Source organism: Streptomyces sp. NPDC002886, assembly GCF_042888445.1.
Taxonomy (GTDB): Bacteria; Actinomycetota; Actinomycetes; order Streptomycetales; family Streptomycetaceae; genus Streptomyces.
On the sequence record NZ_JBIAPV010000004.1, the window covers coordinates 411,789 to 436,885 of the forward strand.

Here is a 25,097-nt window from a genome sequence, read left to right on the forward strand (position 1 = left end):
GACCGGCTCAGCGGGAATCCGTCGCGTCGTCCCCGGCCGGGCCGGGGGCCGTCGTGCTGTCGGCGGCCCGGCCGGCGGCGCGTTCCGCGCGGAGTTCTTCGGCGACCTCGTAGGCCCGGCCCGGGTCGTAGACGGTGACCGAAGTGGCAGGGCTGTACATCGCGTGTGCCCGGGGCGTGTACCGATGGGCTTCGACGCCGCGCTGGGCGGCTATGGCGTCGACCTCGCCGACGGGTACCCGCCACAGCTCGGCGGTGTGGGACGGGGTCCACCACTCGTCCGGACGCAGGAAGTCCCGCTTGACCTCCGTCCGACGCTCCACCGTCACCTGGAACCGGCCGAGCTGCTCGGTCAACCAGCCGGTCAGCGCCTGTGCGTCGACCCGGGAGAACGGTGCGGACGGCGCCGGTTCGCACTCCACCCTCTCGCTGCCGGTGTGCAGCACCACCTTGATCGACTTTCGCTGCCCCAGACTGACTCGCTCGATGACGACGACTCTCTGCAGATCAGCCATCGCCATGGTCGACGAACGCAGAAAGCGGGCGATCACGACCTGGGCCGGACTTCCCAGGGGGCGGAGCTCGACCCACCGCACCGTCGTGGAGACCGTGACGAACACCATGGCCACGGCGAGCACGCTCACCGCGACCGCCGTGAGCGCCAGCAGGACCCAGAGACAGCCCCAGAAGAACGAGTTCCCCGAGACCACGGCGGCCACCAGAGCGGCCAGCAGGAGTGGGGCCGCGGCCACCGGCGGGACCATGAGGCTCCCGCCGAGCGCGCGAGCCAGCTCGCGGGCCCGGCTGGGCACGAACAGCAGCCGCGATCCGGCTGCCACGGGTGACACAACGTCCGAGAGCGGGCCGGGATGCCGAGTTTCCATGCCTCAAAGGTAGGCCCCCGCAAAGGAGTTGGTAAGGCCACCGCGAGCCGTACCTTCTCGGGGACGGGAACCGCAGGCACGGGTCGACGACCGAGGATGACGTGCGGCGCGCCCTCGACGCGGTCCGGCGCGCGTCCGCCGGCGCCTGACGCGGATCCCGTGACCAGGGCGGGGCCGACGGGGCGGGCAGCCGAACCGGTCCGTCGGCGCGCCGTGCCTCCGTTCGGTGGATACCCTGACAATTGTGATCGAGTCTGGACCACCGTGGCGCCGTAGGCGCCCAGGCCCGGGAAGGCTTGTGCGGCTGTCGCCGGTCGTCCTGACCGTCGTCATCGCCGCCCTGGCCTACACGACTCCGCCGGACATGGCCTTCAGCCGCCTCCTCCCCGCGGCGCCGGCCCTGGCCGCCGCCATGTGGCCGGTCCTCCCCACGGTCCTGCTCGGGACGGCCTGTCTCCTTCTGATGATCGGCCTCAGCCTCGTCTTCCCCGATCTGGGAACCTGGTGGACGGCCGCGGGAATCATCGCGGTCACCGTGGCGGCGGCGTACGGAAGCCACGTCCGGCTGCAGCGGGAGCGCACCCTCTTCCAGGTGCGGCTCGTCGCCGACGCCGCTCAGCAGGTGGTGCTGAGCCCCATGCCGCACCGCCTGGGCACCATCGAGATCGAGTCCCTGTATCTCGCGGCGGCGGCGGAGGCCCGCATCGGCGGGGATTTCTACGAGGTGGTCGACACGCCGTACGGGATCAGACTGCTCATCGGTGACGTGCGCGGCAAGGGCCTTCCGGCCGTGGGGGCGGCCGCGACGATCGTCAACGCGTTCCGGGAGGCGGCGTACGGCGAGACCGAGCTGGTCGACGTCGCCCGCAGGCTGGACGCCAGCAGCACCCGTTACAACGCCGCCTTCCCACCGGAGGGGGCGATGGAGCGCTTCGCCACGGCCCTTCTCGTCCAGATCCCGCACGAGGGCGGGCGGATCGGCATCCTGAACTGCGGACATCCCCCGCCGATGCTCCTGCACCGCGGGAGGCTCCGCGTCCTGGAGTCCGCGGATCCTTCGCCGCTCATCAGCCTCGCGGAGCTCGTCGGCGATCACTACACGGTGGACAGCCACGATTTCGCACCCGGCGACCTGCTGCTGCTCTATACCGACGGGATCGCCGAGGCCCGCGCCCGAGACGGCGAGTTCTTCCCCCTGGCGAGCTGGATGCTCCGGCAGCCGACGACACCGCCCCGCGAACTGCTCACGGCCCTTCACCGCGATCTCCTGCGCTATAGGCGCGGACGCCTCGAGGACGACGTCGCCGCCCTCGCGGTACGCCGGAGCCTGACCTGAGCCCGACCGCTCAGTGCTCCGGCAGCGGCTGCTCGGACCAGATGATCTTCCCGGTGGGCGTGTACCTGGTGCCCCATCGGCCGCCGATCTGGGCCACCAGGAAGAGCCCCCGACCCCCTTCGTCGGTGGTAGCGGCGTACCGCAGGTGGGGTGCGGTACTACTTCCGTCGGAGACTTCGCAGGTCAGCAGCCTGCCGTCGTTCAGTAGCCGGACGCGGACCGGTGCGCTGCCGTGCCGGATGGCGTTCGTGACCAGCTCGCTCAGTACGAGTTCCGTGCCGAAGGCGAGCTCGGACAGGCCCCATTCGTCGAGCTTCTTCACCGCGCGGGCCCGCACGCCCCCCACGGCCGTCGGCTCGAACGGCACCTCCCAGTCGGCGATGCGGTCCGCGCCCAGCGCGTGCGTCTGCGCGATGAGGACGGCCACGTCGTCCCGCGGGCGCACCGGCATCAGCTCCTTCAGGACCGCGCGGCAGGTCTCGTGGGGCCCCGGGCCGGCGTGGGAGAGGGCCGAGCGGAGCAGCTCCAGGCCCTCGTCGATGTCGCGGCCCGGGTCCTCGATCAGGCCGTCGGTGTAGAGCACCAGCTGCGAGCCCTCGCTCAGGTCCAGCTCCGCCGACTCGAAGGGGAACCCGCCCAGCCCCAGCGGTGCGCCCGGGGGCAGGTCGGGCATCTCCGCCGTTCCGTCGGGACGCACCACGAAGGGGGGTACGTGCCCCGCGCGGGCCATCGTGCACCGCTGGGTCACCGGGTCGTACACGGCGTACAGGCAGGTCGCCCCGATCAGCTCGCCGTCGGTGACGCCGCCCTCCCCGCTCTGGTCGATGTACTGGACCAGGTCGTCGAGGCGCGCCAGCAGTTCGTCGGGGGGAAGGTCCAGGGACGAGAAGTTGATGACGGCCGTACGCAGCTGGCCCATGGTCGCCGCGGCGCGCAGTCCGTGGCCGACGACGTCGCCCACGACCAGGGCGACCCGGCTGCCGGGCAGCGGGATCACGTCGAACCAGTCGCCGCCGACCCCGGAGTGGGCGGGCAGGTAGTAGTGCGCCACCTCCACGGCACTCTGCTCGGGCAGCTCCCGGGGCAGCAGGCTGTGCTGGAGCGTCACCGCCAGGGCGTGCTCGCGGGTGTAGCGGCGGGCGTTGTCGATGGTGACGCCCGCCCGCGCCACGAGCTCCTCGGCGAGCGAGAGGTCGTCTTCGTTGAAGGGTTCGGGCTTGCGCGAGCGCCAGAAGTTGGCCACGCCGAGGGTGACCCCGCGGGCCGTGAGGGGGGCCGTGATCAGGGAGTGGATCCCGAAGTCGACGATCTCCCGGGCCCGGCGCGGGTCCTGGGCGTGCCAGCCGGGCGCGTCGGCCAGGTCGGCCACCACCTCGGCCCGGCCGCTCGCGAAACCGCGGGCCTGCGGTGTGGAGGGCAGGAAGTCGATCAGCCTGCCGCGCGGATAGAGCGGCGAGTCGTCGCGGATGCCGCTGACCCCGGTACGGCGCAGGTCCGAGTCCGGGTCGGGCTCGTCCCCGTGGAGCACGGTCTCGGCCAGGTCCACGGTGGCGAAGTCGGCGAAGCGCGGTACGGCGACGTCGGCGAGCTCTTGGGCCGTCCGCTCCACGTCGAGGGTGGTGCCGATGCCGGTCCCGGCGTCGTACAGCAGCTTCAGCCGCCTGTGGGCCGCGTCGGCCCGCGCGCTGAGCACGCGCAGCTCGGTGGAGTCACGGATGGTGACGGCCGCGCCCTCGGGTCCGCCGCCGGTCCGGGTCGGCCGCTGGCTGATCACCAGCAGCCGGTCGCCGGCCTCGTGCACCTCGTCGGTGGCCTCCCGACCGGACAGCAGGAGCTCGGACACCTGCCGGTCGAGGCCGGGCAGGTCCCGGATGAGGGCCCCTTCGGCACCGGGGGAAAGCCGCAGGAGCCGCTTCGCCTCGTCGTTCGCGAGCAGCAGCCGCCCCGTGCCGTCGGTGATCAGCACCCCCTCGCGGACGGAGTGGAGCACCGCGTCGTGGTGCTCGTACATCCGGGTCATCTCCAGGGGGCCCAGGCCGTGGGTCTGGCGCCGGAGGCGTCTGCTGATCAGTGCCGCTCCCCCGGTGGCCAGGGCGAGGCCGGTCGCGGCGACACCGAGGATCACGGGGAGCTGCCGGTCGACCGCTCCGGTGAGGTTCTTGACGGTGAGGCCGGCCGACACCAGTGCCACGACCCGGCCGTCGTCGGAGAACACCGGCACCACGGCCTGGATCTCGTTGCCCAGCGGACCGTCGACGCTCTCCGTGTACACGTGACCGGCGAGCGAGGGCGCGATCGTCCCCACGAACCGCTTGCCGATGCGGTCCGGCAGGGGGTGGGTGTAGCGGATCCCCTCGGTGTCCATCACCACGATGAAGTCCACCCCCGTGGCCTTGCGCGTCGACTCGGCGAGGGGTTGGAGGATCGCGGAGGGGTCGGGTGAGCGCAGGGCCTCCTGCAGCCCCAGCGAGCGCGCGAAGGTCTCCGCCACCGCCACGGAACGGCTGCGGGCCTCGCGGTCGATGTCGTGGCGCGACTGGAGCACCAGCGCCAGCACGGCACCGGCGGCGAGCAGCACCACGACCGCCACCTGCAGGACGAAGACCTGCCGGGCGACGCTTCGCGGGCGATTGCCGCTCAGTGACCGCACCGACGTCCCCGGTACGGGTTACAAGGAGAGGTCACAAACCAGTTGTAGCACTGCCGACCGTCCGTCGTGGGTAAGAAGGCCGTGCCGGGCGAGGTACCCGCCCGCCGTCGGCCGCCGAGCAGGAGGTCACCGCCCTGTGCGGCCCCGTATGACCCCGTACGACCCCCGACGAGTCCGTGTCAGGAACCGGAACCGCCATCGGGCCCGGGCGGCAGCACCGCGGCCAGCCTGCGCCGGAGGTGGGCGCGTTCCGGTTCGGTGCCGGCCAGGTCGAGCGCTTCCCGGTAGGCCGCCGCGGCCTCGGTAAGCCGGCCGAGCCGGTGCAGCAGGTCCCCGCGGGCGGCCGGGTACGGGTGGTGGCCGCGCAGCTGCTGCTCGCCGGCGAGGCCGTCGAGCAGGGTCAGGCCGGCTTGCGGGCCGTCGCGCATGGCCACCGCCACCGCCCGGTTCAGCGCGACGACGGGGGACGGAGCCAGCGCGAGCAGGACGTCGTAGAGCGCGACGACCTGCGGCCAGTCGGTGCCGGCGAGGTCGGCGGCCTCGTCGTGCAGAGCGGCGATGGCGGCCTGCACCCCGTACGGGCCGGGTGGCCCGCCGGTCAGCGCGCGGACCACCAGGCCCCGGCCCTCCTCGATCATCGACCGGTCCCAGCGGCCGCGGTCCTGGTCGTCGAGCAGCACGGGCTCGCCGTCCGGGCCGGTCCGGGCATCGCGCCTGGCGTGGATCAGGAGCATCAGGGCGAGCAGGCCGTCGACCTCCCGCTCGGCGGGCAGCAGCCGGTGCAGGATCCGCGCCAGCCGGATGGCCTCCTCGGCCAGGTCGAGCCGTTGCAGCAGCGGGCCCGAGCTGGCGGCGTACCCCTCGGTGAAGACCGAGTAGACGACCTGGAGCACTCCGGGCAGGCGCTCGGGCAGCTCGTCGGAGCCGGGTACCCGGAAGGGGATGCGCGCCTCGCGGATCTTCCTCTTGGCCCGTACGATCCGCTGCGCCATCGTCGCGGGCGGCACCAGGAAGGCGCGCGCCACCTCGGGCGTCGTCAGACCGGCCAGGCAGCGCAGGGTCAGCGCCGTGCGGTCCTCGGCCGCGAGCGCGGGGTGGGCGCACGTGAAGAACATCTGCAGGCGCTCGTCGGGCAGCCCGCCGTCGGTGTCCGCGGGCGGGGCCGGGTCGGCCCGCTCCGCCTCCACCTGGAGGATGGCGAGCCGGGCGGCGTACGCCTGGTCCCGGCGCAGGCGGTCGACGGCCTTGCGCCGGGCCGTGGTGAGCAGCCAGGCGCCGGGCCTGGAGGGAACCCCCTCGACGGGCCAGTGCACCAGAGCCGCCTCGACGGCCTCCGAGGTGACCTCTTCGGCCAGGTCGAGGTCGCCGAAGCGGCGGACGAGGGAAGCGAGGAGCCGGCCGCGCTCCTCCCGGAACACCGCCTCCACGGAGGACCTGGCGGAAGACCGGTCGACGGACCCGTCGGACGGCTCGCGCCCGGCGATCCCCTCGTCCCCGGTTCCCTCGTCCGCGATCCTCTCGTCCCCGGTTCCCTCGTCCCTCAACGTCAGACCCCGAAATCGGCGATCGGACGGACCACGACCGACCCGCTGCCGCGCGCGCCGGGGCAGCGGGCGGCCCAGTCCAGCGCGACGTCCAGGTCCGGTACGTCGATGACGTAGAAGCCGCCGAGGACCTCGCGGCTCTCCGCGAACGGCCCGTCGGTGACGGCCCGGGTGCCGTCCTCGCCGACCCGCACCGTCGTGGCGGTGACCAGGTCCGCGAGCGACTCCCCGGACACCCAGATCCCGGCCTCCCTGACCTCCTTGTCGTAGACCATCCAGTCCTCGACGGTGCACTCGGCGGCCCCGCCGTCCTCGGCGATCGCACCAGCGTTGATCAGCAGCATGTACTTCATGGTCGGGCTCCTCCCAGGCCCTGTCGGGCCTGTCGTTTCCTCGTGCGGCGGGTGGCCACACACCATGACGACGAACGGGACGGGGGCGGATCGACACCGCTCCCAAGATATTTTCTCCGGGGCGGCGGCGCCGTCCCGGGGACTCAGGGGAGGAACGTCACCGCCGGGAAGGCCGGGGACGGTCCGTCGAGCAGGTGCCCCGGACGGCGGCGCAGGTGCTCGTCGAAGAACGCGAGCGGATAGGCCTGCTGGATCCGCACCGCCTGGTCGGGATCCAGGGTGCCGATCGTGTCCTGGAGCTGCTTCCCAGTCCACCCGTACAGCTTCGCCACTTGCGGGAACAGCGCCTCGTTGTCGCCGTAGGAGATGTGCACGGCTCCCTCGGCCCGAAGATCCAGCCGCCGGCCCCGCAGGAGCGACCAGAACGCGGCGACCGCGGGGTGCGTGGCCCGGCCGAAGTCCGCGGACATCATCATGAACGGCCGGTCCAGGTGGCCGGCCAGCGGCGGTTTCATCTCCATCGGGGCGTCGAGGCTCAGCCCGGCCCGGATGCGCTCGTCCGCGAGCGTCGCGCAGGCGGTGGCCGTCCCGCCCTTCGACCAGCCGAAGGCGCCCGTGCGTCGCGGGTCGAGCGAGCCGAGCAGCCCGGCCGGCAGCTTCTTGTGGTCGACGTCCGGATTGCACCCCGCGGCGATCCGCTCGACGCAGTCGAGGACGAACCGCAGGTCGGCGGCGTAGTCCCCGGGCAGTGTCGGCGCCCGCCCGTCGCGGAGCGGGACGGCGACGCGGCCGTCGGGAAACTCGGTGTACGTGTCGTACTGGTGCGCGATCGTCACGGCCGCGTATCCGTGACTGGCGAACTCCTGGACCATGACGGTGTGGTCGCCCTGGTGGCTGCGCGCGCCGTGCGAGAACACGACGACGGGCAGCCGGCGGCCCGACCGGAGCACCGGCGCGCCCACGTGGCCGGCCGTGAGCGGCCCCAGGGAGGCCAGATCACCGAACCCGACGTCGTCGAGGAACGCCTGGAAGGCCCCGGCCGGCATCCAGGGCGCCACCGGGTACCGCGTGACGTCCCGCGCCGGGTACCAGACGGTGGCCATCAGCTCGCGGAACCTGCCGGGCCCCGCGATCGCGTCCGGGCGCGACCGGTCGACGAGGTGCAGCTGGACCGTGCCCACGGGATGCGGCCCGGTCGGCGCGGGCAGCGTGAGCCGCTTCGGGTCCTCGGCGGCGGACCCTGCCGGGTGGGCCCACACGGGGCCGGCGGCGACGAGCGGTACGGCGGCGCCGACGGCCAGCGCGGCTCCCAGCACGCGGCGGCGCGTCATGCCCTCGCGGGGGATGAACGGTGTGGTGTTCACGGGCGCGTACATGGGGTCGGTCATGGGCGTGGACACGGGCCTGGTCATGGGCGTGGTCATGGTCCCCTCCTGTGGTGACGCATCGTCAACCATGCCTCGACGGAAGGTCCGTGGGCACAGGGGAACGCTGTCACGTGCCCTCCGGGGCGGCATCGGCTCACCGATGTACACGGCGCGGGGGCGTAGATCCACGGGTTTACGCCCGGTGGCCGATGCGTCCGGCGATGCCGTCCGGTAGCCGGGCCACACGACTCCGTATCCGTTCAGCTCCAGATGACCCCGGGTGGGCGCACCGCGGCGCACACGGGCATCCCGCAGCGGTCCGTCAGGCGTAGCTCCGCTTCCGCCGCGCCCCGTTCGATGACCTGCGGCGGGAGGTCGTCGAGCAGCAGCTTGGCCCGGCGGAACATCGTGAACGCCCCACCGTCCCGCAGCTCCCCCCACGTCAGGTACAGGAACCGGCCCCCGCGCCGCCCGTGGACGTGAGGTCCGCGGAAGTCCCGGGTCCCGTCCGGTGAGGCGACCACCTCCACGGCGAACTCCCAGACCGCCTCCGCGGCGTCCCCGGGAACGGTTCCTTCGGGCTCGCGCCCGCGCTGCACGGCGACATGGACGTCCCGGTATCCGCCGCATTCACGACCGGGGAGATCTCGACCGACGATGCGGAGCAGGAGTGAGGGCATGCGTTCCACCCTGCCACGCACCCGCCACCCAGCCGCTCCCCGCCCTGCGACCCGAAAGGAGATCCCGGAACACCTGCGAGGAGCGCGGATTCTGCCCGCACTGCCACACTCCGTGCGGGCAGAAGTCCGTGATGCTGTGGTAAAGCGGCCCGGTCTCCTTGATCCATTCCAGCATGCGCCGCACGTACTCGGGGTTGTCTCCGTGCCGGAACAGCCCCCACTCGGGGTAGGAGGTCTCCTTGCCGTGCGCCCTGGCGAAATCGACCTGGTGCCGCAGCCCGTAGGGCTGGGTGACCTGCTCGTCGAAGGTCCGGCCGGGTTCCTGGTCGTACGAGTCCATTCCGACGACATCGACCACGTCGTCACCCGGGTAGCAGCGGGTCCACGCGATCGCGTCCCCGCCGCGGTTGGGGGCGAAGTCGAAACGGAAGTCCTGCCCCTTGACGGAGCGCATGGCGGCCACGATGCGCCGCCAGTACTTCTTCCAGTTCTCGGGATCGGGCCGGCACCGGTGGGTGTAGTCGAAGCCGTTCATCTCCCAGCCGAGCACGATCACCGTGTCCGGCACGTCGAGGTCGACCAGGCGCTCGGCCAGCCGCCGGAAGTGGTGGTCGTACGTGCCCCGCGCGCCGGTGCGGATCAGCTCGGCGACCCGGGCGTCGGGGAAGCGGGCCTCGTTGCGCTCCTGCATGGGCACGTTCAGCACGAACAGCCGGTCGGCTCTCGCGTTGCGCCACCGCGCCCAGCTCCGCAGGGAATCGGGCGCCCCCTCGATGTTCGCCCAGGTGTCGCCCGGCAGGTAGGTGTGCCCGGCACGCAGCTCCGTACCCCCGAGCCAGCGCGAGAGCCCCTGCATCCGCTCGACGCCCGGCGATCCGTAGTGCAGGTAGGCACCCACCGCGACCCCGCTCCCGGCATGTGCGCCGGAGTCCTGCCGCGGCGGCGTCGGGCCGCCCCGGGCGCCCCCGGTCAGGAGCAGGCCGACGGCGACCGTGGTCGCGCAGACGCCCGCCAGCAGGCCGCCTCGACGGGACATGACACCTCCACAAGCCGCGCGCACCGATGTCTCTGCGAGCGACGTTAGGCCTCTCATCCGATGTCCGGCCCGCCCGGTGTCCCGATGCTGGGCCATTCGCGGCAGCCACCCGCCCTCGCTTGACCCGACCAGGTGAAACCCCACCGGCGCGCCGGCGCGAGCCCGGTGCGGAGCCCCCCCCCGGCTGCGACACGGGGCCGGGCCGGGCCGGCTGTAGCGTGGCCGGATGATCTCCGGTGACACGACCACGGCCTGCCGCACCCCCACTGGCTGGTCACCGACGACGGGGGCGGCGGCGTCACCCGGGTCGACATCGAGGCCGACGGCCGGTGGGGCCAGGTCCTGATGCAGTACCGCGAGGGCGGCCTCCACGTCGAGGCCGACTCGCTGCCGCACTGGCTCGACCGGCTCATCGGCACGGCGGAGGAACTGGTCGAGGAGACCGGCTTCGAGGAGGGCGTCCAGCCGTACGCCGACGATTTCTGGGACCTCTTGCAACTGGACGGCCCCGAACTGCCGCTGCACCCCGCGGCCGCACTGCGCGGCAGCCCTGACCCGGTCGTCGCGCGCCTCGCCGCCCGGGTGCCGGACGGTGCGCTGATCGCCGACCTCCGCGGAGTCCGGCCGGGCAGCCGCGCCCGCTTCGACCGGTCGCTCAGGCGATACCGCCTGGACCGGGCCGTCGGCGCCCCCGTGTTCGCCGCGGTTCCCGCCGAGGGCTGACCCGGGGCCGGTACGGACCCGGTCGCTCGGAACGGGACCGGCAAGTCCGCCGGTTCCGCCGGTGGCGTCGGGGTAGGGACACTGCGCCAACTCGGCGACGTGTCACGGCCGCACACCGACGGGACACCAGCTGACGGCCGAGTCCGGCATACGGTCGAGCGACCGGCCGACCCCTGCCGCCGGCGCCGGAACAGGAGCAGCCCATGCCCATGCGCCTCTACGCCCAGACCCCCGCGCGGCGGAACCGGCAGATCCTCGCGGACCTGTTCGCCGTCCTGCTGATCGCCGCCGCGGTGACGTTCGCCCTGACCGTCCGCGGCGCGATCATGCGGCTGGCCGAACCCGGACGGAAGGTCGAAAGCTCCGGCCAAGGCCTGGCCGACTCCCTCACCGAAGCCGGCGACACCGCCTCCGGCGTGCCGCTCGTCGGCGACCTCCTGAGGAAGCCGTTCCGGTCCGCGGCCGACGCCGGCGTCGGACTCGCCGACGCGGGACGGTCGCTGCAGGACGTCGTCAGCCAGGTGGCCAACCTGGCCACGCTCGCCCTGATCGTCCTCCCGGTGGCCTTCGTCCTGCTGCTGTGGCTTCCCCTGCGCGTGCGCTGGATCCGCCGCAGCGCCACCATCCGGGACCTCCTCGACGCACCCGGAGGCGCCGACCTGCTCGCCCTGCGCGCCCTCACCGGACCGCCGCGCGCCCTCGCCGCGATCCCCACCCCCGCGGGCGGCCTCGCCGACGCCTGGCGCCGCGGCGACCCGCAGGTCATCGCCGATCTGTCCGAGATCGCCCTCAGGCGGGCGGGCCTGAAGCCCTGACGGGCGCGGCGGGGAAGAGGACGGGGCCGGGAGGCGCGGGCGGCCCCGTCGGAAAATGCCTCGACACCCATCGCGTCGATCGGTGATCCTTCGCGGGATGACCAGAATCGACGACGTACCTCCCGCGTGGGACGAGCGCACCCAGCTCACCACGTTCCTCGACTACGCACGGAGCACCGCCCTCGCCAAGTGCGAAGGCGTCTCCGCCGAGAACGCCCGCAAGGCGCTCCTGCCAGGCTCACCGCTGATGACCCTGAGCGGACTGATCAACCACCTGCGCTGGGTCGAGTACTACTGGTTCCAAGTGATCTTCCTCGGCGAGGAGGACCAGGGCCCCTGGACCGACGAAGATCCCGACCGCGAGATGCGGATCGCCGTCGACTTCCCGCTGGCGCAGCTCCTCGACGAATACGCCGAGCAGAGCACTCGTTACCGCGAACTGGTCGCCGCGGCGCCCCTGGACCAGCGGGCCGAGACCGTCCGCAAGGGGTTGCGCGTCGACCTGCGCTGGATTCTCCTCCACCTCACCGAGGAGACGGCCCGGCACAACGGCCACCTGGACATCCTGCGCGAGATGCTCGACGGCACGACCGGCTCCTAGATGCGCGGGCCGGCCGTGCGGACGGGATCGTCCGGCCACAAACCAAAAGCCAAAAGCCAAACGGCCAGTGGCTACCGGCTGAGCGACCTGAGCGCCGCCGCGTCGTACGGCTCGAGCTCGTCGAAGCGGTTGCCCAGGACCTTCGCCGCCCACTGGGGGTCCTGGAGCAGCGCCCGGCCGACGGCGACCATGTCGAACTCCTCCCGCTCCATGCGGTCCAGGAGGTTGTCGATGTCGCCGAGTGCCGCGCCTTCGCCGGCGAAGGCGCGCAGGAAGTCGCCGTCGAGGCCGACCGAGCCGACGGTGATGGTCGGCCGGCCAGTGAGCTTCTTGGTCCAGCCCGCCAGGTTCAGGTCCGAGCCCTCGAACTCCGGGATCCAGTAGCGCCGGGTGGAGGCGTGGAACGCGTCCACGCCGGCCGCCGTCAGCGGGGCCAGGATCGCCTCCAGCTCCTCCGGCGTCTGCGCGAGCCGCCCGTCGTAGGCCTCCTGCTTCCACTGGGAGAAGCGGAAGATCACCGGGAAGTCGGCCGCGACGCGCTCGCGCACCGCGGCGACGACCTCAGCGGCGAACTTCGTACGGGCCACCGCGTCGCCGCCGTAGGCGTCGGTGCGGCGGTTGGTCCGCTCCCACAGGAACTGGTCGATCAGGTAGCCGTGGGCGCCGTGCAGTTCGACACCGTCGAAGCCGATCCGCTCCGCCTCCGCCGCCGCGTCCGCGAACGCCCCGATGACGTCGTCGAGGTCGGCGCGGGTCATCGCCTTGCCGGTCCCCTCGGTGCCGTCGACGCGGATGCCGGAGGGCCCCACGGCGGGGGCCTCGGCGTACGGCGCCTCGCCCTGCTTGCGCACCATGCCTATGTGCCACAGCTGGGGCACGATGGTGCCGCCCGACGCGTGCACGGCCTCGGCGACCTTCGCCCACCCCGCCAGCTGGTCCTCGCCGTGGAACCGCGGCACCCGGTCGTTCTGCCCGGCGGAGTCGTGACCGACGTACGTGCCCTCGGTGACGATCAGGCCGACACCCGCCGCGGCCCGGCTGGCGTAGTACGCCCGCACGTCTTCACCGGGCACGCCGCCGGGGGAGAACATCCGCGTCATCGGCGCCATCGCGATGCGGTTGGGGACGGTCAGGCCGTTCAGTTCGATGGGCCGGGACAGGATCTCGGCCGCGCGGGAGGCGGTGGACGTGGTGACGGTCATGCGGGTCCTCCGGATTGAGCTGCGGCTCGCCGGATGACGACGAGAAGTGCATAGTACACACGTTATGTATCATGCATATTGCAGCGTCCGCGACAATGGGACGTCGCAAGGAGCGGGGAGGCGCAGTGCTGGAGAAACTGGAGCGGGAGCTGATGCTGCTCGCGCGGCACCAGGTGCTGGCCCGGCGCGATCGCGACCCCGAGCGCCTGGAGCGGTCGGCGTACCTGCTGCTCAGCCGGATCGACACACAAGGCCCCATGTCCATCGGGCAGTTGTCGGACGCGTTCGGGCTCGACACCTCGACCGTGAACCGCCAGACGGCCGCGCTGCTCCGCTGCGGACTGGCCGAGCGCGTCCCCGATCCGGACGGCGGCATGGCCCGCAAGCTGCGCATCACGGACGAGGGCGGGCGCCGGCTCACCGAAGACCGCGAGGTCAACCAGTCCTGCCTGGCCCGAGTGGTCGCCGACTGGTCCCCCGAGGAAGTGCGGCAGCTGGAGGACGCCCTCGTCCGCCTCAACCGCAGCGCCGAGGCCGTCGAAGGGCGACCCTGGCCGCGCACCGAGGACGGCGGCCCCCGCGCCGGGTGCCACCCGCGGTCCCCGCACAACGCCCCGGCCGCGCAGGCACCGGCACCGTGAGGCCCGGCGGGAGCCCGGCCTTCGTCGCGCGCCGACCGCCCTGCGGCTGATCGGCTTGCGGCTGCTCGGCTTGCCGTTCGCAGTCGGCCCGTACGAGGACCCCGCCGAAGGGCTGCTCCGCGAACTCCCGCGGCGCGCCCGTCCGGTCCGCCTCCCCGCGGGCGCATGCCGAGGGTCCCGCAGGGCACGCGCGGGGCATGACCGACATCCCCCGCAGCGCAGCGCGCCGAGAGCGCCGTCCCACGGCGGCCCTCGGGATGCGCACCCGCTCCGAGCTGCGACGTACCGCCGTCCGCGTCTGGACCGACAACCTCGCCGATCACGCGGCCGCCCTCACCTACTACTCCGTACTGGCTCTCCTGCCCGCGCTCGTCATCGCGGTGTCCCTGGTGGGGTTGCTGGGCGGGGCGATGCGGGACCGGTTGATCACCGACCTCACCTCGTACGCACCGCCCCAATCCGCGCAGGTGCTGCGCGACGCGCTCGGCGGCCTCGGCGCCGAGCACTCTTCGATCTGGGCCCTGGTGATCAGCGGCGGAGTGAGCGCACTCTGGTCGGCGTGCAGTTACCTCGCGGTGTTCCGCCGCGCCCTGCACGCGATGCACCAGGTGCCGGACACGCGGCCCGCGCTCCGGGCCGCCCACACCCTGATCATGAATGCCGTGCTGCTGCTCGTCCTGCTCCTCGTCGGCGCCGTGGGGCTGGTGGTGTCCGGACCGCTGGCCCGCTGGCTCGCCCACTCCACGGGCGGGGCCAGCGCCGAGGGGATCGCGCTCCTGCGCTGGCCCGTCCTCCTGTCCGTCGTCACCCTGCTGGTCCTGATGCTCTTCCGGACCGGACCGGCCCAGAGCCGGGGCACCCGCCGGGGCCTGCCCGGGGGCGTACTGGCGGCCGTGCTCTGGCTGGCCGCCTCGGCACTCTTCACCCTCTACACGGAGCTGGACACCTACGGCCGGGTGTACGGGTCGCTGGCCGGCATCGTGGTCTTCGTCATCTGGCTCTGGTTCGCGAACCTGGCCCTGCTCGCGGGAGCCCAGTTCAACGCCGAGCGGGCGAGGCAGGCCCCCGCGGCGGGGGCCTGACCCGGGACGGGCCCCTACCGTTCCGGACCTGCCGGGTGCGCTTCGGGCTCGGGACCCGTGAGTTCCGGTTCAAGGCCCTCGGTCACCATCGCGCGAGGTCGTCCGGTGTCGGCCCGCCAGGCTTCGAAGGCCAAGGTCGTCGCGGTGACCACGGCGATCCCCAGGAGCCAGCCGCCGACGACGTCACTGACCCAGTGGACCCCCAGGGCGACCCGCGTGTAGCCGACGCCCACCACGATGGCGGGCGCGAGCACCCAGGGCAGGGGGCGCCACCTGGGCGGCACCAGGGGCAGCAGGACCAGCAGCAGGACGGCGCACGAGGTGGTGGCCGTCATCGCGTGTCCGGAAGGAAAGGAGAAGCCGGGCGCGTGGGCGACGGGATCCGGCAGGTGCGGACGTGCCCGCTCGACGGCGGTCTTGGCCAGGAGCCCGATCAGGCCGCCGGCGACCGCCGTGACGGAGGCCCAGGCCGCGAGTCGCCAGGCCCGCCGGCTCACGAGCCATGCCACGAGCACGGCCACCAGCAGGCGCATCGTCACCGGATCCCACACGAAGTCCGAGAGGACGCGCAGGAAGAGCACTCCGTCCGGGTGGGCGAGGGCGGCGGTGTGCAGGCGCTCGGCGGTCGCCCGGTCCAGCCGGTGCAGCGGAGGCCACTGGGACTCGACCAGGACCAGGGCGAGCGCGAAGGGCACGGAGGCCAGCGCGGTCGCGGTCACGGCGAGCACGAGCCTGGCGCCGAAGGTGGCGTCCGGCCCGGCGTGCCGGGTCAGCAGGCTCCGTGGCGTCCGTCGTCGGGAACTGTCGATGCGCCGTGCCATGGTGGCGGGTTCCTCTCGTGGTCCGGTGGCGGGCCTCCGGCCGCCGACGAACGGGCTGGGTGAACGGGATGCGGAGGGGGTGAAATCGGTGAGGGAGGAGGGCGACCGGAACGGGGTCAGACTCCGGGGTCGGCCGTGACCGGCTCCCGCTTCCCCGCTCTCACCGCTTCCAGTTGGGCGGCGAAGGAGAGGCCGAGGAAGAGCGCCACCGAGGTGAGGTAGGACCAGAGCAGCAGCGACACGATCGCGCTGAGCGGCCCGTAGACGCTGGTGAAAGAACTGCTTTCGCCGATGTACAGGCTCAGGGCCCAGGTCGCCAGGTTCCACAGCACCAGGTAGACGACGGCCCCGAAGGCCAGCCAGGTGTATCCGGGCTGACGGCGGCGCGGGGAGAGGCGGAAGATCGCGCTGGTCGCGAGGACGGCGAGCAGGACGCCGACGGGCCAGCGCAGCCACTCCCAGGCCTGCACCGTGGCGGGAGAGAGCCGGTAGACCTCGCCCAGCGCGCGGGTGAGGTGGGTGCCGACCACGGTGAGGATGAAACTGAGTCCCAGCGGAAGTCCCGCGAGCGCCGACATCACCAGGCCGCGGGTGTACTTCTTGAGGAAGGGCCGGTCCCGCTCGTTCCCGTATATCCGATTGGCGCCCCGTTCGACCTGGCAGAGGCTCGTGGTCACGTTGACGAGCGAGAACAGCAGGCCCAGCCACAGCGCGGCCTGGCCGCCGTCGCCCGCATGACGTCTGCTCTCGCTCAGCGCATCGTCCACGACGGCCTGCCCGGGGCCGCTGGTGAGCCCGCGGATGGTGAGCTCGACCACGCGGCCGGCCTCCTCGGTGTGCAGGACGCCGGACAGCCCGACGGCGGCGATGGCCAGCGGGACGATGGACAGGACCGTCTGCAGAGCGAGCGCGCGGGCGTGGCTGAAGCCGTCCGCGTAGCGGAACCGCACGAAGGAGTCCCGGGCGAGCGGCCAGCCACCGTAGCGCCGTAGGGCCGTCCACGCCTCGTCGGCGGACAGTTCCTCACCGCTCACGTCGTGCTGCTGCGGTACCCGTCGGGCCGTACCCATCGCGTTCCTGCCTTCTCGGAGAGCCTGCGAAACCCGCGGATCCTTCCCGGACCCGCCCTGACCTGCTGCCGCGCCTCAAGGCGTCGGGCCCGGAGCCGCCGGAAGGGGCGCGGCGCGATCGGCGGGTGCACCCGCCTCCTCCGCGGCGGCCGGAGCCCCGGGCACGCGGGGCAGGTACACCCGCAGGGCGCCCGGTTCGACCTCCACGGTGAGGCGGACGCCGTCGCGCACGGCATCACCGTCGAGTTCGCGCGGTTGCGGTGCGGCGCAGCGGATGTCGATCCGGGTGGCGGAGAAGTACTCCAGCGCTCCCCCGGCTTCGCTGCGCCCGGTCTGCGGCCCGGTCCCGTTCACGCCCCCCGCTCCGGTGGGCGCCGGCACGCCGCGGCCCAGCAGGCGCCACGCGAGGTGGCCGGCCGCGGTGAACCATCCGGCCGCGCCCTGCGGGTCGAACAGCACCACCTCCAGGCGTCCGCTGTCCGGCCGGGCCGCCGGCAGGAGCGGCAGGCCGCCTTGGAGGGTGCCGACGTTTCCGATGACGACCATGCGTGCGCGGCGCCGCCGCCGGCGGCCGCCGTCGATGCGCACCGTCAGCCGCACACCGGGATCGTTCAGGTGCCGCACGGCCGACAGGACGTACGCGGCCCAGCCCATCCGCGACTTGAGCCGCGGGGAGGCGTCCCGGACCATGGCGGCGTCGAACCCGACGCCGGCCATGACGGTGAACCGGGTCGGCGCCAGACCGTCACCCCGGACCCGCCCGACGTCGATCCCGTGGCTGTCGCCGGCCAGGGACTCGTCGAGGGCGGCGACCGGGTCCATCGGGAGACCGAGGTTCCGCGCGAGGAGGTTCCCGGTGCCGCAGGGCACCAGGGCCAGCGGGATCCCGCTGCCCGCCAGGACGTCGGCGCAGGCGCGCAGGGTGCCGTCGCCCCCGCAGACCACCACGAGGGCGGGCCGGACCGCGGTGAGGTCCTCGGCCAGACTGCCGCAGGCCCGTTCGGCGGAGGTCAGGATCCAGCGCACGTTCCGGTGGCCGTGGCCGCGCAGCACGGCGCCCAGCCGGTCGGCGAGTTCGTCGGGGCAGCCGTGCGGGTGGCGCACCACGATGACCGGACCCTCGGTCCGGGGGTCCGCCGCCGGTCCGGGCCGCTGTGCGCGGGCCCGTTCCGGAAGGGACTCGCGCCCGTGCAGCAGCGCGAACCCGACGATCAGCAGGGTCGCCGCTCCGTTGAGCAGGCCGCCGACGACGTCACTGGGGTAGTGCATGCCCCGGTACATCCGCGCCAGCGCGACGGCCGCCGGCACCAGGAGCAGGGCCCCCGCCACGGCGTGGCGCCAGGACCCGCGCATGCGCAGCACCGCGATGACGGCGAGGCCCCCGTAGAGAGCGACGGACGCCCCCGTGTGTCCGGAGGGAAAGCTCGACGTCGGAGGCGCCACGTCCAGGTGGGGTACGTCGGGACGGGGGCGGTCGACGAGGGCCGTCACGAACAGGAACACCGCCGACTGCACGGCGACCGAGGCGCCGAGGAAGAGCGCTTCGGTCCGCAGCGGGAGACGGGGAAGCACGAGCAGGCCGACGACGCAGACCAGTGTCACTCCGATGACCACCTGCGTACTGGCCAGCAGGGAGAAGAACTCCGATACGCCGTTGCCGACCTGGCCGCGGCGTTCCACGAGGTCCCGGCCGGCCGACCCCTCGTCCGCCAGCGGCGAGCGCCGGGCCGCGGGCCCAGTGACCAGCCGCCCCAGACCCACCATGAGGGCGGCCTGGGCGGGGAGGAGGAGCAACGGCCACGCACCGCGCAGCGAAGGACCGCGACTTCTTTTCATGAGGCGCTTTTGGCCCGTCAGGGCCGGATGATGCACGGGGCGAGGGGCGGACTGTCTCCGGGGTTCCGGCATCGGAACCTTCGGGGCCATCGGCTAGGGTCCTGAGCGCCAATGACCCGATCGAGGAGTGCCGGTATGACTGACAGTGTGCAAAGGATCGGCGCTCCGGCGGCCGCGACCGGCGACAGCGATCTCGCGGACGTACGGATCCGCCGCATACGCCGGCGTCTGGAACGGCTCATCGGCATCGCCGCGACCGAGGGCAACAGCGTGCGGCCCCTGCGCAACGGGGACGCGATCTTCACCGCGATGCTGGACGGGATCGGCAGTGCCCGGCACACGGTCGACATGATGACCTTCGTCTACTGGCGGGGCGACATCGCACGGCGGTTCGCGGAAGCGCTGACCGACCGGGCCCGTGCGGGAGTGCGGGTGAGGCTGCTGCTGGACGGATTCGGCAGCCGCCTCATAGAGCAGGATCTCCTGGACCGGATGACCGAGGCCGGAGTCGAGGTCGCCTGGTTCCGCAAGCCGCTCCTCCTCTCGCCGCTCAAGCAGAACCACCGCTGCCACCGCAAGGTCCTCGTGGTCGACGAGCGGACCGCCTTCACCGGAGGCGTCGGCATCGCCGAGGAATGGTGCGGCGACGCGCGCAACCCCCAAGAGTGGCGGGACACGCACGTCGAAGTCCAGGGGCCCGCCGTCGACGGCATCGCGGCCGCCTTCGCCCAGAATTGGGCCGAATGTCACACGGAACTCTTCGACGAGCGCGACCGGTTCGTCAGCCACGAGCCCAGCGGGGACGCCATCGTGCAGGTGGTTCGCGGCTCGGCCAGTTTCGGCTGGCAGGACATGCAGACACTGATGCGCGTCATCCTGGAGTCTGCCGAGGTGCGGGTGCGTCTCGCCACCGCGTACTTCGCCCCCGACACCTACTTCGTCGACCTGCTCTGCGCCACGGCCCGCCGCGGCGTGGAAGTCGAGATCCTCCTCCCCGGGCCCCATACGGACAAACGGGTGTGCCAGCTCGCGGGCCAGCACCACTACGAGGCGCTGACCGCCTCTGGGGTGCGCATCTTCCAGTACCAGCCGACGATGATGCACGCGAAGGTGATGACCATGGACGGCGTGGTGTCACTGGTCGGCTCCACGAACTTCAACCGCCGCTCCCTCGATCACGACGAGGAGGTCATGCTGGCCGTCATGGACGCCGGATTCACCGCCGTCCTCGACGCGCACTACGACGAGGACCTCAAGTCCAGCGAGCTGATCCGTCCGGACCGCTGGAAGCGCCGCTCGGTACTGCAGCGCGCCCGGGAGACCGCGGTGCTCCCCATTCGCCGCTACCTGTGACAGCCGTCGCGCGCACGGGGGCCGGTCCGCTAAGCGGCCGGGGCGCCGAGGGGGAGGTAGGCGGTGATCGTCTTTCCGTCACGGCCGGACCGGATCTCCGTACGGTCCGCGATCTTGTTGACCAGGAGCCAGCCGAACCCGCCCGGCACCGAAACCGGTGTACCCGGCGAACAGGGCAGGAGCGGGGACGCGTCCGAGACCTCGACCGCGACGGCGTCCGGGAGACGCAGGACACGGAAGCCGGTGACGCCGCCCGCGTGACGGATCGCGTTGGTCACCAGCTCGGCCACCACCGTGAGCACGTCGTCCAGGACCCGCTCCGCCACGCCCTCGGCGGAAAGAACCTCCCGGGCGGCCTGCCGGGCCTCCGCGGACCTGAGGCCCGGCCCGGGACCCGATGATCCTGGCATCACAGCTCCTCTTCCCTCCGTTCCCACCGTCCCGTTCTCACTCTCCCGTCTTCGCCCTCACGCCTGCCCCGGCGGCGCCCGGAATCCCACCGTGACCGCCGGTTCGCGCGTCAGCTGCGGGGACGCGTCGCGGTATCGAGGTAGAAGGCGTCGATGCTTTGGACCGCCTTCTCGAACTCGTCCAGGTTGACCGGCTTGGTGACGTACGCGTTGGCGTGCCCGCTGTAGGCACCGACGACGTCGTCGGGTGCGGAGGAGGTGGTGAGGACGACCACGGGGATGGTCTGGAAGGCCTCGTCGTTCTTCAGGATGCGGAGCAGGTCCCGGCCGTTCATGCGGGGCATGTTGAGGTCGAGGACGATCAGATCGGGGCGAACGCTGTCGGGGGCACGCAGGTGCTCCAGAGCGGCGACGCCGTCGGTGACCTGGACCAGGTTGCGGGCGCCGCGCTCGGAGAGGGCCTCCTCGATGAGCAGGGCGTCGGCCATGTCGTCCTCGACCAGGAGAACGTCGAAGGGCCGGGCGGGGGTGGTCATCATCGGATGCTCCATGGGTGCTTCGTCGGTGTGGTGGAAGAGTCCCGGCCAGCGGCGCCGTGCACCCTGTCGGGTCATCCCGCATGCGGAGCCCAATTGCGGGTATCCGGCTCCCGCGCGGGCCGCCGCGCCGGCCGCCTCCTGCTGGAGGCGTTCCGTTGCCTTCTGGAGGTGATCCAGTAGGTGCAGCAGGGCCAGCGCCCTCGCCTGCCCCTGCGGCGAAGACTCCTGGGGGGATGACCCTCGCGGTACCGGACCGTGGGGGGGTTGGAGCAGTTGGAGGGCGAGACGTCTGGCAAGGTCGCCGACCGCCGCGTCCACGACTGCGGCCGTCTCCTGCGGGTCAGTCCGCAAAACGAAGTTCTTGCCAGGCATACCGGGCACCTTAGGCCCAAGATCTACCCGCGACAACATGAGTTGTCGGCCTCCCTCTAGAGTGTGCGGGCCGCGCTCCTTCCTGGGCGGCTCTTCGTGGAGGGATTCACAGCATGACCGGCGATCCAGAACTTCCGCGCGCGCGGAAGTTCGCCACGTGGACGACCCGGCGCTGGCTGCGCTCGGGAGTGGCGGCCGCCTCGTCGGTACTGATCCTGCTCGGGGTGACCGGAGCATGGGTGCTCGGACGTACGGCCTCACTGAGCACGGATCTCGTGGACACCCGCTCCCCCGCGCTGACGACCTCCTTCCGGCTCGAATCCGCCCTGCTCAACCAGGAGACCGGAGTCCGCGGCTACGGCCTCACCGGCGCCACCGACTTCCTCGAGCCGTACCGCAAGGGGATCTCCGAGGAGCAGGAGTACTCCGCACGGCTGCGGGAGCTGCTGCGCGGTGACCGCGCCGGCCTCGCAGACCTGGATGCCGTCCAGAGCGCGGTGGAGACCTGGCAGGAGCGGATCGCCCGGCCGATCGCCGCCTCGCCGGCCGGCTCGGCTTCCCCGCTGGTCGCGGAACGCGCCGCGGAGGGCAAGACCACCTTCGACGCGGTGCGCGCGTCCATGGTGGCCCAGCAGGAGCAGCTGCGTGCCTCGCGGGCCAAGGCGAGGGAAGACCTGATGGCCACGATGGCCCTGCGGAACTGGTTGTTCTTCACGATCGCCGCGGTGATCACCCTTCTGGCGATCCTCGTCTTCGAGGGGATGCGCAGGGGAATCACGACACCGCTGGAACAGCTCGGGTCGGACGCCCGGGCCATCGCCGCCGGTGATTTCGACCACCCCATCACCCCGACGGGCCCCGCGGACCTGCGGCGCCTCAGTGCGGAGATCGACTTCATGCGCCGGCGTCTCGTCCGAGAGCTCGCCTTCACGGAGGAGGCCCGCCAACGTCTCGACGCCCAGGCCGTCGACCTCCAGCGGTCCAACGCCGAGCTGGAACAGTTCGCCTACGTCGCTTCCCACGACCTGCAGGAACCGCTCCGAAAAGTGTCCAGTTTCACGCAGCTCCTCCAACGACGCTACGGCGGACAGCTCGACGCCAAGGCCGACCAGTACATCGAGTACGCCGTCGACGGTGCGAACCGCATGCAGACCCTGATCAACGACCTCCTCGACTTCTCCCGCGTCGGCCGGGTCCACCACGACCACGAGGAAGTCGACCTGAACAGGGTGCTCGCACGGACGTTGTCGTCGCTGGAGGTGAGCATCGAGGAGTCCGGTGCCACGATCACCTCGGAATCCCTGCCGACGATCGCCGCCAACCCCACCCAGATGGGCATGCTCTGGCAGAACCTGATCGGCAACGCCGTCAAGTTCCGCCGCCCCGGACACGCCCCCGAGATCCACGTCACCGCCGCCCGGGAGGACGACCTGTGGCGGTTCACGGTGACCGACAATGGCATCGGCATCGCCCCCGAGTACGCCGAGAAGGTCTTCGTGATCTTCCAGCGGCTCCACACCAAAGACGTCTACAGCGGCAGCGGCATCGGCCTGGCCATGTGCAAGAAGATCGTCGAGTTCCAGGGCGGCACTATCGCCGTCGACCCCGAGCACCACGACGGCACCCGCGTCACCTTCACCCTCGCACCCCAGCCCCCGCGGAATCCCGGCCCGTCCGGCATGCCGGAGGCCACTCGCGCCGGCACGGAGCCGCGGCCGTGACCGAAACACGTACCGGCTCCGTCGAGACGGCGTACCGCATCCTCCTCGTCGAGGATGACGAAGGTGACGCCCTCATCGTCGAGGAACTCCTCGAGGACACCGGGCTCCGGTTCGAGCTGATCACGCGGACGAGTCTGGACGACGCCCGCACCGAGCTCACCCGCGGACCCGTCGACTGCATCCTCCTCGACCTGCACCTGCCGGACATCTCCGGAACCAAGGCGGTCACCACCGTGCGGGACCTGGCCCCGCACACGGCGGTGATCGTCCTGACGGGACTGTCCGAAGCGCAGGCGGGCACCGACGCCATGGCCGCCGGAGCCCAGGACTACCTCGTGAAGGGCAAGGTCGACGCGGACCTGCTGCACCGCACCGTCCGCTACGCCGTCTACCGCAGCGAAACCGAACGCGTCAGCGCCGAGGCCCAGGCCGTTCGCCTCCGCGCGGAAGAGAACGCCCGCCTCGAACGCGGCCTGCTGCCACAGCCGATCCTGGGCACGTCGGCCATAGCCGTCACCACCCGCTATCTGCCCGGCGCCAAGAGCGCTCTCCTCGGAGGCGATTTCCTCGACGTGGTGGAGGAGGACGGGCTACTGCACGCCGTGGTCGGCGACGTCAGCGGACACGGCCCCGACGCGGCGGCCCTCGGCGTGTGCCTGCGCATCGGCTGGCGCTCCCTCGTCCTCGGCGGACACCGCGGCACCGAACTCCTCCACCTCATGGAGCGGCTCCTCGTCGCCGAACGCGGCAGCCTCCCGCTGTTCGCGACCTGTGCCCTCCTCACCCTCGACCAGAACGCCCGCACCGCCACCCTCCACCTCGCCGGCCACCACGGGCCCCTCCTCACGACCAGCCAGGGCACCCACGAACTCCGCGCCACCCACGGCATCGCCCTGGGCGTCGCCCCGCAGATCGGCAACTGGCAACCCACCGTCATCCCGCTGCCGCGCTCCGGCTCGCTCACCCTCTACACCGATGGGCTCACCGAAGGACACAACGGCGACGCTCCGGGCAGACTCGAAGTCGACGGGCTGCTCGGCCTCATCGAAAGCCTGCCTCCGGCCGATCCCGCCGCCTTCGTCGACCGTCTCATCGAAGAGGCCCAGACCCTCAACGCCGGCCGGCACACCGACGACCTCGCCGTCCTGCGCCTCGACTGGGACGCTCCGTAGATCTGTTACCACTGGCGCCCGGGGCGTCGCCCCACGGGAACGCCCGGGTCCCGTCATGCCGACGGGCCCGCCCCCCGTGTGGGGGCGGGCCCGTCGGCATGGGCGCGGGTCAGAAGGGGCGGCCGCCGAAGGGGACACCGCTCGCGTAGTAGGAGCCGAGCTCTTCGTGGTAGCCGGCGTTGCCGAGGTGCCGGTCGCGGTGGAACTCGGGAGCGCTCTTGATCTGCTCCTTGGTCCGGTCGACGTAGACCTTCTTCTCCTGCGGGTCGACGCGGGTCACCGTGCTCGCCGGCAGGAGCACTTCCTTGCCGAAGATCCAGACCCCGGTGTCCACGACCAGGTAGGCGTCACCGACCTCGTCGGAGTGCTTGTCCACCTTGCCGATGCCGCCGTCGGCCGCCTCGACCTTGTAGCCGGTCAGATCAGCGCCGGCGAGGTGGCCCGAGGTCGACTTGTAACTCCACACATTCTCAGTCACGCGAAACAACTCCTCCGATAAATCGGGAACCGGAAAGGAAAGTGAATTCCCGGCGGTTCCCGCGTGGCGTTCACGGCGCACAGGGCGGCCTTTTTGCTTTCGGCCTGAACCGCTGATGCCCCGCTTTTGTTCCGCCACACGTCTGGATTCGAATCAGGGCCGTGTTCACAACGACACGGCCGCACCTATGCCGGGGTGTCTACCAGCGGTACCAGCGCCCACTGCCGCCCTTCGGACGGGCGACGAAACCGATCAGCCACAGTGCCAGAACCAGAATCGCGACCCACCAGAGAATTTTCAGGGCGAAACCCGCACCGACGAGGATCAGAATCAGCAGAAGAACGAGAAGCAGGGGAACCATGTTTATCAACCTCCGAAAGCACTCTTGCCCGACCCCACCTGAAACATGTAC

24 protein-coding genes are annotated in these 25,097 nt (G+C 72.0%); 9 read left to right on the forward strand and 15 right to left on the reverse strand.

Annotated features, from left to right (window positions below; genetic code table 11):
• Positions 1-7 precede the first annotated feature (7 nt).
• The gene (locus ACFYYB_RS20200; protein ID WP_389436561.1) at positions 8-883 is read right to left on the reverse strand and encodes a hypothetical protein; all 876 of its coding nucleotides are present in this window, start codon (positions 881-883) and stop codon (positions 8-10) included.
• Between the two features lie 298 nt (positions 884-1,181).
• Between ACFYYB_RS20200 and ACFYYB_RS20205 the strand changes: the two genes are divergently transcribed.
• The gene (locus ACFYYB_RS20205) at positions 1,182-2,219 is read left to right on the forward strand and encodes a PP2C family protein-serine/threonine phosphatase (protein WP_389436563.1); all 1,038 of its coding nucleotides are present in this window, start codon (positions 1,182-1,184) and stop codon (positions 2,217-2,219) included.
• A gap of 10 nt (positions 2,220-2,229) precedes the next feature.
• Here the strand turns inward: ACFYYB_RS20205 and ACFYYB_RS20210 are convergent, their stop codons facing one another.
• The 6 genes from ACFYYB_RS20210 to ACFYYB_RS20235 all read right to left on the reverse strand — a co-directional run bounded on the left by ACFYYB_RS20210 (position 2,230) and on the right by ACFYYB_RS20235 (position 9,849).
• Complete coding sequence (locus tag ACFYYB_RS20210) at positions 2,230-4,869, reverse strand: SpoIIE family protein phosphatase (protein ID WP_389436564.1); 2,640 nt, start codon at positions 4,867-4,869, stop codon at positions 2,230-2,232.
• A 179-nt stretch (positions 4,870-5,048) separates the two neighbouring features.
• Positions 5,049-6,353, reverse strand: coding sequence for an RNA polymerase sigma factor (locus tag ACFYYB_RS20215; RefSeq protein ID WP_389437220.1), 1,305 nt, complete (start codon positions 6,351-6,353; stop codon positions 5,049-5,051).
• 62 nt (positions 6,354-6,415) lie between these two features.
• Positions 6,416-6,766 carry a YciI family protein gene (locus tag ACFYYB_RS20220; protein ID WP_389436565.1) on the reverse strand — a complete coding sequence of 117 codons (351 nt, stop codon included), beginning with the start codon at positions 6,764-6,766 and terminating at the stop codon, positions 6,416-6,418.
• A gap of 143 nt (positions 6,767-6,909) precedes the next feature.
• Complete coding sequence (locus ACFYYB_RS20225) at positions 6,910-8,190, reverse strand: alpha/beta hydrolase family protein (protein ID WP_389436566.1); 1,281 nt, start codon at positions 8,188-8,190, stop codon at positions 6,910-6,912.
• A 203-nt stretch (positions 8,191-8,393) separates the two neighbouring features.
• Complete coding sequence (locus tag ACFYYB_RS20230; protein WP_389436567.1) at positions 8,394-8,813, reverse strand: DUF5990 family protein; 420 nt, start codon at positions 8,811-8,813, stop codon at positions 8,394-8,396.
• Positions 8,764-9,849, reverse strand: coding sequence for a glycosyl hydrolase (locus ACFYYB_RS20235; RefSeq protein ID WP_389436568.1), 1,086 nt, complete (start codon positions 9,847-9,849; stop codon positions 8,764-8,766). The genes ACFYYB_RS20230 and ACFYYB_RS20235 overlap by 50 nt, the downstream gene beginning before the upstream one ends.
• A 345-nt stretch (positions 9,850-10,194) precedes the next feature.
• On the opposite strand from ACFYYB_RS20235, the gene ACFYYB_RS20240 reads away from it, so the two are divergent.
• The 3 genes from ACFYYB_RS20240 to ACFYYB_RS20250 all read left to right on the forward strand — a co-directional run bounded on the left by ACFYYB_RS20240 (position 10,195) and on the right by ACFYYB_RS20250 (position 11,988).
• Entirely contained in the window at positions 10,195-10,572 is a 378-nt protein-coding gene (locus tag ACFYYB_RS20240; RefSeq protein ID WP_389436569.1) for a hypothetical protein, read from the forward strand.
• Positions 10,573-10,775: 203 nt separating this feature from the next.
• A complete protein-coding gene (locus ACFYYB_RS20245; protein ID WP_389436570.1) occupies positions 10,776-11,387 on the forward strand; it encodes a hypothetical protein in 612 nt (203 codons plus the stop codon).
• Between the two features lie 97 nt (positions 11,388-11,484).
• On the forward strand, positions 11,485-11,988 hold the full coding sequence (locus ACFYYB_RS20250) for a DinB family protein (protein ID WP_389436571.1): 504 nt from the start codon (positions 11,485-11,487) through the stop codon (positions 11,986-11,988).
• Between the two features lie 71 nt (positions 11,989-12,059).
• Here ACFYYB_RS20250 and ACFYYB_RS20255 read toward each other — a convergent pair whose 3' ends face one another.
• Entirely contained in the window at positions 12,060-13,190 is a 1,131-nt protein-coding gene (locus ACFYYB_RS20255) for an NADH:flavin oxidoreductase (protein ID WP_389436572.1), read from the reverse strand.
• Positions 13,191-13,285: 95 nt separating this feature from the next.
• Here ACFYYB_RS20255 and ACFYYB_RS20260 point away from each other — a divergent pair, with 95 nt between their 5' ends.
• Together ACFYYB_RS20260 and ACFYYB_RS20265 are read left to right on the forward strand one after the other, a co-directional pair.
• Entirely contained in the window at positions 13,286-13,831 is a 546-nt protein-coding gene (locus ACFYYB_RS20260) for a MarR family winged helix-turn-helix transcriptional regulator (RefSeq protein ID WP_389436573.1), read from the forward strand.
• Between the two features lie 197 nt (positions 13,832-14,028).
• Complete coding sequence (locus ACFYYB_RS20265; RefSeq protein WP_389436574.1) at positions 14,029-14,913, forward strand: YihY/virulence factor BrkB family protein; 885 nt, start codon at positions 14,029-14,031, stop codon at positions 14,911-14,913.
• Between the two features lie 14 nt (positions 14,914-14,927).
• On the opposite strand, the gene ACFYYB_RS20270 is transcribed toward ACFYYB_RS20265, so the two are convergent.
• From ACFYYB_RS20270 to ACFYYB_RS20280, 3 genes are all read right to left on the reverse strand, one after another.
• On the reverse strand, positions 14,928-15,734 hold the full coding sequence (locus ACFYYB_RS20270) for a phosphatase PAP2 family protein (RefSeq protein ID WP_389436575.1): 807 nt from the start codon (positions 15,732-15,734) through the stop codon (positions 14,928-14,930).
• Positions 15,735-15,850: 116 nt separating this feature from the next.
• Complete coding sequence (locus ACFYYB_RS20275) at positions 15,851-16,804, reverse strand: YihY/virulence factor BrkB family protein (RefSeq protein ID WP_389436576.1); 954 nt, start codon at positions 16,802-16,804, stop codon at positions 15,851-15,853.
• A gap of 75 nt (positions 16,805-16,879) precedes the next feature.
• A complete protein-coding gene (locus ACFYYB_RS20280; RefSeq protein ID WP_389436577.1) occupies positions 16,880-18,640 on the reverse strand; it encodes a diacylglycerol kinase family protein in 1,761 nt (586 codons plus the stop codon).
• A 135-nt stretch (positions 18,641-18,775) separates the two neighbouring features.
• On the opposite strand from ACFYYB_RS20280, the gene ACFYYB_RS20285 reads away from it, so the two are divergent.
• Positions 18,776-19,993, forward strand: coding sequence for a phosphatidylserine/phosphatidylglycerophosphate/cardiolipin synthase family protein (locus ACFYYB_RS20285; RefSeq protein WP_389436578.1), 1,218 nt, complete (start codon positions 18,776-18,778; stop codon positions 19,991-19,993).
• 29 nt (positions 19,994-20,022) lie between these two features.
• On the opposite strand, the gene ACFYYB_RS20290 is transcribed toward ACFYYB_RS20285, so the two are convergent.
• Positions 20,023-20,403, reverse strand: a complete 381-nt coding sequence (locus ACFYYB_RS20290) for an ATP-binding protein (protein ID WP_389436579.1) — start codon at positions 20,401-20,403, stop codon at positions 20,023-20,025.
• Between the two features lie 110 nt (positions 20,404-20,513).
• The gene (locus ACFYYB_RS20295; protein ID WP_389436580.1) at positions 20,514-21,314 is read right to left on the reverse strand and encodes a response regulator; all 801 of its coding nucleotides are present in this window, start codon (positions 21,312-21,314) and stop codon (positions 20,514-20,516) included.
• A 113-nt stretch (positions 21,315-21,427) separates the two neighbouring features.
• Between ACFYYB_RS20295 and ACFYYB_RS20300 the strand changes: the two genes are divergently transcribed.
• A complete protein-coding gene (locus tag ACFYYB_RS20300) occupies positions 21,428-23,035 on the forward strand; it encodes an ATP-binding protein (protein WP_389436581.1) in 1,608 nt (535 codons plus the stop codon).
• The gene (locus ACFYYB_RS20305) at positions 23,032-24,207 is read left to right on the forward strand and encodes a PP2C family protein-serine/threonine phosphatase (RefSeq protein WP_389436582.1); all 1,176 of its coding nucleotides are present in this window, start codon (positions 23,032-23,034) and stop codon (positions 24,205-24,207) included. Before ACFYYB_RS20300 ends, ACFYYB_RS20305 begins: the two co-directional genes overlap by 4 nt.
• A gap of 109 nt (positions 24,208-24,316) precedes the next feature.
• Here the strand turns inward: ACFYYB_RS20305 and ACFYYB_RS20310 are convergent, their stop codons facing one another.
• Positions 24,317-24,685, reverse strand: a complete 369-nt coding sequence (locus ACFYYB_RS20310; RefSeq protein WP_389436583.1) for a PRC-barrel domain-containing protein — start codon at positions 24,683-24,685, stop codon at positions 24,317-24,319.
• Positions 24,686-24,884: 199 nt separating this feature from the next.
• The gene (locus ACFYYB_RS20315) at positions 24,885-25,046 is read right to left on the reverse strand and encodes a hydrophobic protein (RefSeq protein WP_389436585.1); all 162 of its coding nucleotides are present in this window, start codon (positions 25,044-25,046) and stop codon (positions 24,885-24,887) included.
• Positions 25,047-25,097 lie beyond the last annotated feature (51 nt).